The sequence below is a fragment of the Mycobacterium sp. NGS39 genome, from assembly GCF_059812765.1.
In genome coordinates, this window is the sequence record NZ_JCALDH010000010.1 from 123,826 (window position 1) to 137,865 (window position 14,040).

Consider the following 14,040-nt stretch of genomic DNA (forward strand, 5'->3'; position numbering starts at 1 on the left):
ATGTGCTCTGCACCAAAGCAAGGACAGACGCTGCCGGCCAGTGTCGACGTCGAGAAGGAGACGGTGATCACCGGCCGGGTGGTCGACGGCTCCGGACAGCCGGTGGGCGGCGCGTTCGTGCGCCTGCTGGACAGCTCCGACGAGTTCACCGCCGAGGTCGTCGCGTCGGCAACCGGTGACTTCCGGTTCTTCGCGGCGCCCGGGCAGTGGACCGTGCGGGCGCTGTCGTCGGTGGGCAGCGGCGACGCCGTCGTCGCCCCGAATGGCGCGGGCATCCACGAGGTCGACGTCAAGGTCGCCTGACCGCACCCCGCCTTCACCGCGAGGGTGCGTGTCGGTACAGCGACACGCCGGTGATCGGTGTACCGGGGCGCACGCTCGTCACGGCGCGGCCGTGCGTCGAGGCACCCGGCACTAGACTCGTGCCCGTGGTGCTCTTCTACGAGATCCTGCTGGTGGCGTGCACTGTGGTGATCGCGTGGTTCGCGCTGTATGTGGTGTACCGACTGATTTCCGACGACTCGTGAGCTCATCTCATCCAAAGCCTGGATCTGGTGACCGGGCGGTGGCCGCGGCGGCCGAGCGTGCCAAGACGACGGCGTCGCGCAACATCCCCGTCTTCGAAGACCTGCCGCTGCCCGCAGACACCGCGAACCTGCGCGAGGGCGCCAATCTGCACGACGCGTTGCTGGCGCTGCTGCCGCTGGTCGGCGTCTGGCGCGGCGAGGGCGAGGGCCGTGGACCGCACGGCGACTACCGCTTCGGCCAGCAGATCATCGTCTCCCACGACGGGCGCGACTACCTGAACTGGGAGGCGCGGTCTTGGCGGCTCACCGACAAGGGTGAGTACGACGAGCCCGCTCTGCGTGAGACGGGCTTCTGGCGGTTCGTCAAAGATCCCGCCGACCCGGCCGAAACTCAGGCGATCGAGCTGCTGCTCGCGCATTCGGCCGGTTACGTCGAGTTGTTCTACGGCCGCCCGCTGAACCAGTCGTCGTGGGAATTGGTCACAGATGCGTTGGCGCGCAGTCGATCTGGAGTGCTCGTCGGCGGCGCCAAGCGGCTCTACGGCATTGTCGAGGGCGGCGATCTGGCCTACGTCGAGGAGCGGGTCGACGCTGACGGCGGTCTGGTGCCGCACCTGTCGGCGCGGCTGTCGCGATACGCGGGCTGACGCGTAAAGACCCGGAAATGGGGCGGCCCCCGAGCCGTGGTTCCCAGTTGGACAGACCGGGGGCTCGGGGGCCGGGTGACTGCGGGGAATTACCAGCGCCTGCCGGCGGGAGATTCTCCGCTGGCGGCTGCTAGCCGGCAGTCACCTCACGTGTCCATAAGCCAATCAATTCTCGGACCACCTCCTTTCCCGTGTACGCGCGAAGGTACCACTGACGCCGAGAGGGCTGGTAGCGATTTTCTTCCGGCCCGCGCCGGCCGCTTCGCGACGGTTCCACTTACGCAGCCTGTGCCGGTCGCCCGGAAGGAACGGTTCGCTCGTCCTGATCCTCGACTGCCCGCCCGCGTCGCCTCCGGCGAATGTCCACTATGCGCTGACGAAGAAGGACTGAGCGTCCGTAGGCCGAACCGCCACCGCCCCGACGTTTCGCTCAGCGGTCGCTGACGACCGCCAGGTCGACAAGCTCGCGCAGCTCCGCCGCCTGCGGCGATTCCGGTAGTTCCCGGCCGTCGAGAGTGTGCACCCGCGCGGCCAGCGTGATACTCGACACTAGCCAAACCCCTTGTGCGCCAAGCAGATCGGCGGGCCGCAGGGGCCGGTACTCACAGCGGTAGCCCTTCTCGGCGGCCACGGTGAACAGCGCCTGCTGCGTGGTGCCGTGCAGAATCGGCATCGTCGGCGGCGGGGTCTGCAGTCCGTCGGACGTTGCGATCACCACCGTCGAGCGCGGCCCTTCGAGGACGTACCCGTCGGTGCTGACGAAGATCACGTCCCCCGCGCCGCGCTCGGCCGCGTGCCGCAGCGCCGCCATGTTCACCGCGTACGACAGCGTCTTCGCGCCTGCCAACAACCACGGCGCGCCCGCCGCCGTCGTCGGCATGCCGCGCGCCAGGGTCAGCGCGGCCAGCCCGTCGCGGCGTGCCGACGCCACGCGGTCCGGCAGCCGGCCCACGGTGATGTAAGCGGTTGGCGGCCCGCCACTTTCGCGGCCGCGGCTGTACACCCAGCGCATGACGCCTTCGTCTGCGCTGTGCGCCGCCCACCGCGCCGAGGCCGCCGCCGCGGCATGGCGCCAGGCGTCGGCATCCGGCGCGGGCAGGCCCATCAACGAGGCCGACTGCGTCAGCCGCTGCAGATGCGCGTCGAGCAGACACGGCCTTCCGTCGCGCACCAGCAGCGTTTCGAAGATGCCGTCGCCCCGCACGGCGGCCAGGTCGTCGGCGAACAGCAGCGGCGCCTGCGGATCGTGGAACTGCCCGTCCAAGGTGACGAGAACTGACATGGGCAACACCGTAACGGCTGACCGTACAGTTGAATGCGTGACAGCCGTTCCAGCCCCAGCTCCCGACAGCGGGGTCACTTGGCATTTCGGCGACCCGTTCGGTGAACAGCGTGCGGCGCTCACAGACGCGGTCGTCATCGACCGCTCGCACCGCGGGGTCATCACGCTGACCGGCGGTGAGCGGCTGTCGTGGCTGCACAAACTCTGCTCACAGCACGTCGCGGACCTCCCCGACCGCGCGACCGTCGAGAACCTCAGCCTCGACGGCCAGGGCCGCGTCGAGGACCACTGGCTACAAACCGAGCTGGGCGGTGTCAGCTACCTCGACACTGAGCCGTGGCGGGCGCAGCCGCTGCTGGCCTACCTCGAGCGCATGGTGTTCTGGGCCGACGTGGCCCCCCAAGCCGCGGACTACGGCGTGCTGTCGCTGCTAGGTCCCGCGCTCACCGACCCCAAGGTGGCCCACGCCCTTGGTGTCGACGACCTGCCGCAAGACGCGGCGATTCCGCTGCCGGGAGGCGGATTCGTGCGCCGCATGCCCACCGGCGCCGACGGTCCGGGCGTGGCGCTGGACGTGGTGGTTCCCCGCGAGCAGGTGGCAGCGGTGCGGCAGCGGCTGCAGGCGAACGGAGTCAGGCCCGCCGGAATCTGGGCATACGAAGCACATCGGGTGGCGGCGTTGCGGCCGCGGCTGGGCGTGGACACCGATGAGCGGACGATTCCGCACGAGGTCGGCTGGATCGGTGCCGCTGTTCACCTGGACAAGGGCTGCTACCGCGGCCAGGAGACCGTCGCGCGGGTGCACAATCTCGGCCGGCCGCCCCGCATGCTGGTGCTGGCGCACTTGGAGAGTACCGAGAAGCGTCCGGTCACCGGGGCGCCGCTCACCGCGGGCGGCCGGACCGTCGGGCGGGTCGGCACCGTCGTCGACCACGTCGATCTCGGCCCCGTGGCGCTGGCACTGGTGAAGCGGGGCGTGACGGCCGACATACCGCTGGTGGTCGGCACCGAGGACGGCGAGCTCGCGGTGGCGATCGACCCCGACACCGTTCCTACTGACGACGGTGTGGGCGCCGGTCGCGCCGCGGTTGACCGGCTGCGGGGCGTCAACAGGTGACGTGCGTCAGACGGGCAAGCCCTGACAGCGCATGGGGCGCGGGCACGGTAAAGTGTTGGCAGGACTAACAAACACACACTCAGATCGGAGCCGCCTTCAGATCGGGCCGCTCCGTTATTGCGCGAGGGGGTTCCCCCATGGGCCGCGGCCGGGCGAAGGCGAAACAGACGAAGGTTGCCCGGGAGCTGAAATACAGCTCCCCGCAGACTGATTTCGAGCGGCTCCAACGCGAGCTGTCGGGCGGCGCCGACGACGTAGACGTCGAAAGCGGCGATCGCTGGGACGACGACGGCGGCGACTGGCGGCGCTGACCCTCCCCGCTGCGGAATCCGGCTCAGAAGCGCGGATGCCGTCCCACAAGTTCCACCCGGGTGCTGCTTTTTCCGGCTTTGTTCACCGTGCCCAGCACCCAGCAGTTCAGATGACGGGCCGTCAGCACAGCGAGCGCACGGTCCGTGTCGTCGGCGCTGACCACGGCCACCATGCCGACGCCCATGTTGAAGGTCTTCTCCATCTCGGCGCGGTCGATGCGGCCGCGCTGGGCGATCATCTGGAACACCGGCGCCGGCGTCCAGGTCCCGCGGTCGAGTTCGGCCCGCAGGCCGTGCGGTATCACCCGCGCCAGGTTGCCGGCCAATCCTCCCCCGGTGACGTGGCAAAACGTTCGCACCTGCGTCTCGGCGGCCAGCGCTAGGCAGTCTTTGGCGTAGATGCGGGTGGGCTCGAGCAGTTCTTCACCGAGTGTGCGCCCGAATTCCTCGACATGGCCCTCGAGGTTCATCCGGTCGATTTCCAGCAGCACGTGGCGGGCCAGCGAATAGCCGTTGGAGTGCAATCCCGTCGACGCCATCGCGATCACCACGTCACCCGGGCGCACACGGTCGGGCCCCAGCACGTCGTCGGCCTCCACGATCCCGATACCGGTGGCCGAGACGTCGTACGCGTCGGGCGCCATCAGGCCCGGGTGTTCGGCCGTCTCGCCGCCCAGCAGCGCACAGCCGGCCTGCACGCAACCTTCCGCGATGCCCGCCGCCAGGGCCGCGATCCGCTCGGGGACGACACGGCCGACGGCGATGTAGTCCTGCAGCAACAGTGGCTCGGCGCCGCACACCACGAGGTCGTCGACGACCATTGCCACCAGGTCCAGCCCTATGGTGTCGTGCTTGTCCATCGCCTGGGCGATCGCGACTTTGGTGCCGACGCCGTCGGTTGATGCGGCCAGCAGCGGTTCGCGGTAATTGCCCTTTAGCGCGAACAGCCCGGCGAACCCGCCAAGACCGTCGACCACCTCGGGCCGGCTGGCCTTCTGCGCCAGCGGTTTGAGCAACTCCACGGCTCGTTCGCCGGCCTCGATATCCACCCCCGAGGACGCGTACGAGATGCCGGGATCCCGAGCCCGTTCGCTCACGTGACGTCGATCCGCCCGACCACTTCGATCATCGCGTGCAAGGCTACCGGTAGGTGCCGCCGCGGTGTCTCAACGGCGGGCGATCCGGTGCTCAGTTCGGCCGCCTTCCTCGCACCCACTGCAGCGAGCCGACGTTCTTCGTGCGCACGCCGACGAAGCCGTGTTCTTCGAGGATGTCGCCGAGTTCGTCGTCACCGAAGAAGCGGGCACCCGCGTTCGGGAGCATCTGCCACAGCCTTCCCTGCCGGCCGACTGTGGGCACCATGACGGCCAGCCGTCCGCCGGGTCGCAACACGCTGGCGATCTGTGCGATGGCAGCCGCGGGCTCGGGAACCAGCTGCAGCACCGCGATCGACACAACGGCATCGACGGTGTTGTCGCGCAGCGGCAGCCGCTGGGCGTCGGCCCGCATGAATACGACGTTCGGCTGCCGGTTGGCGCGAGCCGCCCGGGCCAGCATCGGCTCGGAGATGTCGATGCCCAGCGCCAGCCCGTCGGGGCCCGCGGCCTCTGCCAGCGAGGCGGTGACGTTGCCCGGACCGCTGCCGACGTCCAGCGCGACTCCCCCGCGCGGAATGTCCAGCCAGTCGACGGGGTGCTGCCACGCGGTGAACAGCTTGCGCGCCAATGCTTGCGCATTGTCGTAGAACAGCGACCCGAGCGTCGATGCCCAGACCTTCTGGATCGCACCGGTGTTCGTGGGGACGTCGGCGGAGCTGCCCAGCAGATCGAGGTACCCCTTGCTGATGTCCGGGTCGGTCGGAGGGTCGGCGAGCAGTTCCAGGGCTCGACTCAAAGCTGGCGGCATCGTGGCGGTCATGCGTTCAATCCTGCCGCGCCGCGGCTCCGAATAGCATGCGGTAAGCGTCGACGCGAGGGGAGCCGGGATGCGCTGCGTGGTGACGGGCGCGACGGGGTACGTCGGTGGCCGGCTGATCCCGCGCCTGCTCGAGCGGGGTTTCGACGTGCGCGCGCTCGCCCGTACGCCCAGCAAGCTCGCGAACGTGCCGTGGCGTGACGACGCCGAGGTAGTCAGGGCCGATCTCGCCGACGCGGACTCGCTGGTGGCCGCGTTCGACGGCGCCGACGTCGTCTACTACCTCGTGCACTCGATGGGTACGTCGCGCGATTTCGCCCGGGCCGAAGAGCGCGCCGCCCACAACGTCGTCGCGGCAGCGCGCCGTACGGGTGTCCGCCGGCTGGTGTACTTGAGCGGGCTGCACCCGCACGGCGCGCAGCTCTCCCCGCATTTGGCGTCGCGCACCAGGGTCGGCGAGGTGCTGCTGGCCTCGGGCATCGAAACCGTGGTGCTGCAGGCCGGCGTGATCATCGGGTCCGGCTCGGCGTCGTTCGAGATGATCCGCCACCTGACCGACCGGCTGCCGGTGATGACGACGCCGAAGTGGGTGCACAACAAAATCCAGCCGATCGCGATCAGCGACGTGCTGCACGACCTCGTCGAGGCGGCCACTGCCGCGGTCGCCGCATCGCGGGCGTGGGACATCGGCGGTCCCGACGTGCTCGAGTACGGCGAGATGATGCAGATCTACGCCGACGTCGCGGGTCTGCACCGGCGCGGAATCGTCGTGGTGCCGTTCCTCACCCCGGCGATCGCCAGCTGGTGGGTCGGTCTGGTGACGCCGATCCCGTCGGGCCTGGCCCGGCCGCTGGTGGAGTCACTGCACTGCGACGCGGTGATGGACAACCACGACATCGACGCCGTGATCCCGCCCCCGTCGAGTGGGCTGATCGGCTACCGCGAGTCAGTCGCATTGGCGCTCAAGGAGATCGAAGACGGCCGCGTCGCGGCGTCATGGTCTAACGCACCCTTCGAACCGCTGCCCAGCGACCCCCACTGGGCAGGAGCGGTGGCTCACACTTTGAAGCGGTCGGGGTGGACATCGGCCAGCGAAGACCAGCTCTGGGCAGCGATCGAAAGCGTTGCGCCTCAAGGTGATTGGCGGGTCGCGTCACAGGAACCGGGCCGGCTGCTGCTACTGCGCAAAGATCTCCGCGTCGGTGTCGCATGGCTACAGCTGCGGGTCGGGACGGTAGCCGGCAGGGGAAGCACGTATCACCAACGAATGCTGTTCTACCCCAAGGGGACTCCCGGGTCGGCATACTGGTACGGCGGGCTTCGGCGGCACCGCAGGAAGTTCCGGCAGACCTTTCGCGAGGTGTTGCACCGCGCTACCGCTTCGCAGCCGCTAGGGGCGGCGCAACGCTGAGGCGTTGTCGTTCTCGGCTACCACCGCTGCGCCGCTGCGGGCTGCGTTCTCCAGCATCTGCTCGATCACGTTCTTGCCCAAGGCTGTTTCACTGGGCAGCTCGATCGGATACACACCGTCGAAGCAGGCGCAGCACAGTCGCGAAGCGGGCTGCTCGCTGGCGGCGATCATGCCGTGCAGCGACACGTAGCCCAGGGTGTCGGCGCCGATCGCGTGCCGAACCGCCGCCACCATCTCGGCTTCGTCGGCCTGATTCCTCGGCGCGTTGGCGATCAGCTCGGCGGGGGTGGCGAAGTCGATGCCGTAGAAACACGGCCACTTCACCGGTGGGGAGGCGATGCGCACGTGCACTTCGACAGCACCGGCTTCGCGCAGCATCCGCACCAGCGCGCGTTGCGTGTTGCCCCGCACGATCGAATCGTCGACCACAATCAGCCGCTTGCCGCGGATCACTTCGCGCAGCGGGTTGAGCTTCAGCCGGATGCCCAGCTGACGGATCGTCTGCGAGGGCTGGATGAACGTGCGGCCCACATACGCGTTCTTGGTCAGGCCCTGGCCGTAAGGGATGCCGGACTCTTGCGCATAACCGACCGCGGCCGGCGTGCCGGATTCCGGCACGCCGATCACCAGGTCGGCGTCCACCGGATGCTCGCGAGCCAGCCGTCGGCCGATGTCGACCCGGGTCTTGTGTACCGAGCGGCCGGCGATCGTGCTGTCCGGGCGGGCCAGGTAGACGTACTCGAAGATGCAGCCCTTGGGGGTGGGGTTGGCGAACCGCGACGACCGCACGCCGTCGGCGTCGATGGCCAGCAGCTCCCCGGGCTCGATGTCCCGGACGAACGACGCACCGACGATGTCGAGCGCGGCGGTTTCGGAGGCCACCACCCAGCCGCGGTCCAGCCGGCCCAGCGACAGCGGGCGCACGCCATACGGGTCACGCGCGGCGTACAGCGTGTTCTCGTCCATGAAGGTCAAACAGAAAGCGCCGCGGACCGTCGGCAGTAGCTCCAGGGCAGCCTGCTCCAACGTGGAGTCGGCCGCGCCATGAGCTAAAAGCGCGCCCATGATGTCGGAGTCGGTGGTCGCATTCCCGTGCCGGCGCGTGTCGACCAGCCCCAAATCGCGGGCCTTCTTCACCAGCTCGCTGGTGTTCACCAGGTTGCCGTTGTGCCCGAGGGCCACGCCCGTGCCCGCCGCGGTGTTGCGGAACACCGGCTGGGCGTTTTCCCACGTGGTGGAGCCGGTCGTGGAGTAGCGGCAGTGCCCGATTGCGACGTGGCCCTGCATCGCCGCGAGCGTCTGCTCCTCGAATACCTGGCTGACCAGGCCGAGGTCCTTGAACACCAGCACCTGGGAGCCGTCGGCGACGGCGATGCCGGCCGCCTCCTGCCCGCGGTGCTGCAGGGCGTAGAGGCCGTAATAGGTAAGTTTGGCGACTTCCTCGCCGGGCGCCCAGACGCCGAATACGCCGCATTCCTCGCGGGGTGGATTGTCAGGGCCGTCGGTGTGCGGGCCGGTCACGGTATGGCTGCTCCCAGAGGGGTCGGTGACATGGCCGAGTCTACGGTCATCACGGTCAAGTCACGAAAGGCGCGGCGTGGTGTCGTGACCGATTCAACAGAATTTCCGGCGCATCCATTTCACGGGATCGCGACGAGTGGCAGATGTGCCGCGATGTCACCGGCACGCGAGCCGGACAGCTGCAGCGCGCCCGATCCGGCAGCCTCTGCCGCCGAAACCAGGCCGGTGACCAACAACAACCACGTTCTGGCGTCCGTTTCGACGACGTTGGGCGGAGTGCCGCGGCGATGCTGCGGCCCGGCGATGCACTGCACGGCGACGAAGGGCGGAATCCTGAGTTCGACCGTGGCGCCGGGGGCCGACGCAGCCAGCGTGCGGGCCGTCAGCCGGACCGCCGCCGCGAGCTGCTCACGCCCGGGTTGCGGAAGCGAGCCGTCGCGCAGCCAGTCGGCGACGGCCAGCACCGCGGCGCGGGTCTGCGCAGGATCGACGGGTCGACGGCCGGGCACGCCGCGCGATCCTACGGGGTTCGGCGGGCGAACCGCCGCGTCGTCAGCACGGCAATCGCGCCGGCCTCGTTGATCGCGAGATGGGCGAGCATCGGCGCGGCCAGGCTGCCCGACCGCTCGGCCAGCCAACCGAAGGCCCAGCCGGCTGCGCCGGTGACGACGACGGTGCCGGTCACCGATTCACCCGCCGCACGCGCATCGGGAATGTGTGACAACCCGAACACAACCGCCTGCACCAGCCGGCCGTTCCGGCGCCCGAACTCGTCGGCGGCCAGCGTCGCCAGCGCTCCCCGGTAGGCGGCCTCCTCGGACCACACCGTGCCGACCGGGATCTGCAGACAAAGCCAACGAGCCGGCCTCGTCGGCGCGCTGCGCTCGGCCATTCGGTTGCGCACCTGCGGGATCGCGGTGCTCCCCGCGACGCCCCCCGCGATGCCGAGCGCCGCGGCCGCACCGAGCCGCAACCCCGCCCACAGCGCGGGCGGCCGCAGACCCATCCGCGGTTTGACGGCGGCCACCAGGCCAGCAGCCAGCGCGGCCTGTAGCAGCGGATCGCGTCGCGGCACCGCACGCCAGGCAAGCAGCGCCGCCGCCAGTGCGAATGTTCGAAGACCGCGAAACCTGTTGTCTCGCATCAGAATTCGGGACCGTCCGCGGCTTCCGCTTTCTCCAGCGCACGCCGGATGCGTTCGGTGTCGGCGGAGGTCCATCCCTCCGGCGGGGCGACCGCGGCCCAGCCGTCCAGCACGGTGTTGCCGTAGTTGTGGCCGTGGCCCGCCGGCATGCCGGCCGCGTTGGTCATGTCGAACCCCACTTGCCAGAACGTGATGATCGGGTACCACCGCATCGTCGCGGTGCGGTGGTAGCCAGGTGGTTCACGCAGCCAGTCCGGCCGGTCGAACAGCAGATCGGGCGACCACCACACGATCGGGTCTGAGGCGTGCTGCAGGAACAACACCCGCGTGCCCCGCCACGGCGGTGCGGCAACCTGGGCCACGTCGTAGCCCTGCGAGAACCTCACCGTGCGTCCGTTGTCGTAGCGCGGCTGGACCTCCGGAGTGCCGGGGTCGCGGCGCACGGTCAGCGCATGCCACAGCGGGCTCGCGTTGGGCGGCCCGACCCACAGCACCGACGAGAAACCCATCTGCTCGATGTCGGGCAGGAACCCGAAGGCGGCTTGTCCGGCCATCGAGCCGAGACTTTCGCCGTAGAGCGCCAACTTGGGCCGCCGGTCTGGCGGCTGCTGCGCCCAGAGCCCGTGCACCGCGTCGATCAGATGCTTGCCGGAGTTCATCGACGTCTGCCGGTCGGCCAGGAACGAAATCCAGCTCGGTAGATACGAATACTGCAGCGCGACGATCGCCGTATCGCCGTCGTAGATGGACTCGATCGCGCGTGCGGCGATCGGATCGACCCAACCGGTGCCGGTCGTGGGGACGATCACCAGCAGCTTGCGGTCGAACGCACCGGTGCGGCGCAGCTCGGACAGGATCACGTTCACCCGCTGGTCTTCGGTGTCGGCGGTGGCGAGTCCGGCGTAGACCCGAATGGGCTCTTTGGCGGGGCGGCCGTTGAGCTCGGTCAGCTCGTCGGCGTGCGGACCGGTGGCCACGAAGTTACGGCCCTGATAGCCGAGCGTGTCCCAGTCGGCGAAAGAGCTTGGGCTGCCTGATCTTTCCGGTTGGGTCGGCTGGACGACGCCTTCTTTGGTGCTGAGGTTCTGCGGCTGAAAGATCGCGCTCGCCCCGGCGATGAACCCGCGGAACAGGACACCGTTGACCAGGGTGACGACGACCGCGACGACGATTGCGGTGCCGATGAACAGCGCGACCTCGTCGTTGACGCGCCACCGCCGAATGAAGTAGCGGGCCAAGGTTTTCACGGTGTCCAGCAGTACCCGCGACACCCCGACGAGCACGCCGCCGACGACCAGCGCGATCAGCAGCGTGCGCAGATATCCCACCGTCGAGGGGCCCTCGATGTCCATGAGCTCGGATACCTGCCGTTGCCAGGCCGCCGCGGGAATGACCATCAGCACGCTGGCCGACGCGGACAACGCCACCGTGGCTGTCTTCAGCCCGTACAGCACGCGCGGGCTCGGCGGCCACCAGTCGCGCCGTCGTATGAAGGGCCGCAACAGTTTTGCCAGCACCACTCCGAGGCCGTAGCCGATGCCGGCGTTGATGCCGCCGATCAAGCCTTGGAACAGCCAGTCCCGCGGAAGCAGCGACGGCGTCAGTGACAGACAGAAGAACAGCGCGCCCACCGCGACACCGACGAACTCGAGCCGCACCAATCCCCACGCCCACACCAGCAGTGGATGGCGTTGGCGGGTCTGCTCGACGTCGGTGCCCGGCGCTGCCGTGCCGGACTCTGTGTCGGTGGCGATCTGTGCGGCGGTCTTCACCGAAAGTCCGTCTACCCGAACAACTCCGGCAACACCCGCTCGGAGGTGGTGAACAGTTCCTCGAGAGACACCGCAAACAGGCCCCGCACCTCCACCGCCGCACTGCGCCGATCCACGACGCCGATGCGGGTGGCCGGCAGGCCGTGCGTCTGGCACAGCGCCTGCAACTGGTCTACCTGTGTCTGCGGCACCGCGACGAGCACTCGGCCGGCCGATTCGGAGAACAGCGCGACGAAGGGATCGTTACCGTCGGAAAGCTCTATGCGGCAACCCGTTTCACCGCCCAGCGCCGACTCGACGACCGCCTGGATCAGGCCGCCTTCGGACAGGTCGTGCGCCGCGGACACCAGCCCGTCGCGTGAGGCGGCGGACAGCACGTCGGCCAGCGCGCGCTCGCGCTGCAGGTCGACGGCGGGAGGTCGCCCGCCCAAATGGTCGGCGGTCACCTGGGCCCACACCGATCCGTCGAACTCGTCGCGGGTCTCGCCCAGCAGGAACAGAACCTCATCGGCTCGGGTGCCGAAAGCCGTCGGAATGCGCCGTGATACGTCGTCGAGCACGCCGAGCACACCGACCACTGGAGTCGGAAGGATCGGCGTGGCGCCGGTCTGGTTGTAGAAGCTGACATTGCCGCCGGTCACCGGGATGCCCAGCTCGGCGCAGCCGTCGGCCAGGCCGCGAACCGCCTGCGCGAACTGCCACATCGCACCGGGGTCTTCGGGCGAGCCGAAGTTCAGGCAGTTGGTGACGGCCACCGGGGTGGCCCCGGTGACGGCGACGTTGCGGTAAGCCTCCGCAAGTGCAAGTTGGGCGCCGGCGTACGGGTCGAGTTGGGTGTAGCGGCCATTGGCATCGGTGGACACCGCGATGCCACGGCCGGTCCGTTCGTCGATACGCAGCACACCGGCGTCGGCGCGCACTGCCAGCACGGTGTTGCCGCGCACGTAGCGGTCGTACTGTTCGGTGATGAACGCGCGGCTGCACAAGTGCGGACTGCCAAGCAGCGCAAGCAAAGTCGCGCGCAATTCCTCGCCGGTCGCCGGCCTTGGCAGGCGGGCCGAGGTGTCGGCGTTCAGCGCGTCCTGGCTGTCGGGCCGCGCGACGGGACGCTGATACACCGGGCCCTCGTGAGCGACCGTGCGGGGCGGCACGTCGACGACCGTCTCGCCGTGCCAGGTGATGTGCAGCCGGTCGCCGTCGGTGACTTCCCCGATCACCGTGGCGGGCACCTCCCACTTGCGGCAGACCGCCAGAAATGCGTCGACGTTGTCTGGCTCGACCACCGCACACATTCGCTCCTGCGATTCACTGGCCAGCACCTCGGCGGGTGTCATGTTCGCGGTCCGCAGCGGCACCTTGTCCAGTTCAATCGCCATGCCTTGTCCGCCGGCAGACGCCAATTCCGATGTGGCGCAAGACAACCCAGCGCCCCCGAGGTCCTGGATGCCCACCACCAAATCGGCGGCGTACAGCTCCAGGCAGCACTCGATGAGCACCTTTTCCATGAACGGGTCACCCACCTGCACGCTGGGCAGCTTCTTTCTGCCCGTACCGCTTTCGTCACCGGAGAACGTGTCGGACGCCAGCACGCTCACCCCGCCGATGCCGTCCAGCCCGGTGCGGGCGCCGAAAAGGATGATCTTGTTGCCAGTGCCGGACGCAAAGGCCAGGTGCAGGTCCTCCTTGCGCAGGGCGCCCACGCACAACGCATTCACCAGAGGGTTGCCGGCATACGACGCGTCGAACACCGTCTCGCCGCCGATGTTCGGCAGGCCCAGCGAATTTCCGTAGCCGCCGATGCCGCGGACCACCCCGTCGACCACGCGGCGGGTGTCCGGCGCGTCGGCGGCGCCGAAGCGCAGCTGGTCCATCACCGCCACCGGCCGCGCGCCCATCGCCATGATGTCGCGCACGATGCCGCCCACGCCGGTCGCCGCGCCCTGGTACGGCTCCACGTAGCTCGGGTGGTTGTGCGACTCGACCTTGAATGTCACCGCCCAACCGTCGCCGATGTCGACCACACCGGCGTTCTCGCCGATGCCCGCCAGCATCGCCTTACGCATCTCGTCGGTGGTGGTCTCGCCGAAGTAGCGCAGGTGGACCTTCGACGACTTGTAGGAGCAGTGCTCGCTCCACATCACCGAGTACATTGCCAGCTCGGCGTCGGTGGGCCGGCGGCCGAGGATGTCCCGGATGCGGGCGTACTCGTCGTCCTTCAGGCCCAGCTCACGGTACGGCTGGGGCAGGTCCGGCGTGGCCGCCGCGTGCTCCACGGTGTCCAGCGTGGCCGTCGTCTGCGGTGAGCCGCTTGCGCGAAGAGCATGTCCAGCCGTCACCCCGACAGCTTAAGTTCTCGGGCCGACGCGGACCCGCCGGCCACGCGCCGGCCGCCGA

The 14,040-nt window shown here is 69.1% G+C and carries 13 protein-coding genes; 5 read left to right on the forward strand and 8 right to left on the reverse strand.

Annotated elements, in window-relative coordinates:
• A complete protein-coding gene (locus tag AC5Y39_RS15640; protein WP_499906868.1) occupies nt 1-303 on the forward strand; it encodes a DUF1416 domain-containing protein in 303 nt (100 codons plus the stop codon).
• Between the two features lie 220 nt (nt 304-523).
• Nucleotides 524-1,174, forward strand: a complete 651-nt coding sequence (locus tag AC5Y39_RS15645; protein ID WP_500018990.1) for a heme-binding beta-barrel domain-containing protein — start codon at nt 524-526, stop codon at nt 1,172-1,174.
• A gap of 430 nt (nt 1,175-1,604) precedes the next feature.
• Here AC5Y39_RS15645 and AC5Y39_RS15650 read toward each other — a convergent pair whose 3' ends face one another.
• Nucleotides 1,605-2,456 (reverse strand): aminodeoxychorismate lyase, encoded by an 852-nt coding sequence (locus AC5Y39_RS15650; protein WP_500018988.1) that lies wholly within the window; start codon nt 2,454-2,456, stop codon nt 1,605-1,607.
• Here AC5Y39_RS15650 and ygfZ point away from each other — a divergent pair.
• Nucleotides 2,455-3,573: a CAF17-like 4Fe-4S cluster assembly/insertion protein YgfZ gene (gene ygfZ, locus AC5Y39_RS15655; protein WP_500018985.1), complete on the forward strand. Its 1,119-nt coding sequence runs from the start codon at nt 2,455-2,457 to the stop codon at nt 3,571-3,573. The genes AC5Y39_RS15650 and ygfZ overlap by 2 nt on opposite strands.
• Nucleotides 3,574-3,710: 137 nt before the next feature.
• Nucleotides 3,711-3,884: a DUF3073 domain-containing protein gene (locus tag AC5Y39_RS15660; protein WP_500018983.1), complete on the forward strand. Its 174-nt coding sequence runs from the start codon at nt 3,711-3,713 to the stop codon at nt 3,882-3,884.
• Nucleotides 3,885-3,907: 23 nt separating this feature from the next.
• Here AC5Y39_RS15660 and purM read toward each other — a convergent pair whose 3' ends face one another.
• Both purM and AC5Y39_RS15670 read right to left on the reverse strand, forming a co-directional pair.
• On the reverse strand, nt 3,908-4,981 hold the full coding sequence (gene purM / locus AC5Y39_RS15665; protein WP_500018981.1) for a phosphoribosylformylglycinamidine cyclo-ligase: 1,074 nt from the start codon (nt 4,979-4,981) through the stop codon (nt 3,908-3,910).
• Between the two features lie 91 nt (nt 4,982-5,072).
• Nucleotides 5,073-5,801 carry a class I SAM-dependent methyltransferase gene (locus AC5Y39_RS15670; protein ID WP_500018979.1) on the reverse strand — a complete coding sequence of 243 codons (729 nt, stop codon included), beginning with the start codon at nt 5,799-5,801 and terminating at the stop codon, nt 5,073-5,075.
• Between the two features lie 67 nt (nt 5,802-5,868).
• On the opposite strand from AC5Y39_RS15670, the gene AC5Y39_RS15675 reads away from it, so the two are divergent.
• The gene (locus AC5Y39_RS15675) at nt 5,869-7,209 is read left to right on the forward strand and encodes an NAD(P)H-binding protein (RefSeq protein ID WP_500018977.1); all 1,341 of its coding nucleotides are present in this window, start codon (nt 5,869-5,871) and stop codon (nt 7,207-7,209) included.
• On the opposite strand, the gene purF is transcribed toward AC5Y39_RS15675, so the two are convergent.
• The 5 genes from purF to purL form a co-directional block, all read right to left on the reverse strand.
• The gene (gene purF / locus AC5Y39_RS15680; RefSeq protein WP_500018975.1) at nt 7,189-8,730 is read right to left on the reverse strand and encodes an amidophosphoribosyltransferase; all 1,542 of its coding nucleotides are present in this window, start codon (nt 8,728-8,730) and stop codon (nt 7,189-7,191) included. The two genes, AC5Y39_RS15675 and purF, sit on opposite strands and share 21 nt — an antisense overlap.
• A gap of 119 nt (nt 8,731-8,849) precedes the next feature.
• On the reverse strand, nt 8,850-9,239 hold the full coding sequence (locus tag AC5Y39_RS15685) for a sterol carrier family protein (protein ID WP_500018973.1): 390 nt from the start codon (nt 9,237-9,239) through the stop codon (nt 8,850-8,852).
• Nucleotides 9,240-9,250: 11 nt separating this feature from the next.
• The gene (locus AC5Y39_RS15690; protein WP_500018970.1) at nt 9,251-9,874 is read right to left on the reverse strand and encodes an Rv0804 family intramembrane glutamic endopeptidase; all 624 of its coding nucleotides are present in this window, start codon (nt 9,872-9,874) and stop codon (nt 9,251-9,253) included.
• Nucleotides 9,874-11,550, reverse strand: a complete 1,677-nt coding sequence (locus AC5Y39_RS15695) for an alpha/beta hydrolase (protein ID WP_500019213.1) — start codon at nt 11,548-11,550, stop codon at nt 9,874-9,876. The genes AC5Y39_RS15690 and AC5Y39_RS15695 overlap by 1 nt, the downstream gene beginning before the upstream one ends.
• Before the next feature lie 107 nt (nt 11,551-11,657).
• Nucleotides 11,658-13,928: a phosphoribosylformylglycinamidine synthase subunit PurL gene (gene purL, locus AC5Y39_RS15700; RefSeq protein WP_500019211.1), complete on the reverse strand. Its 2,271-nt coding sequence runs from the start codon at nt 13,926-13,928 to the stop codon at nt 11,658-11,660.
• Nucleotides 13,929-14,040: the final 112 nt, after the last annotated feature.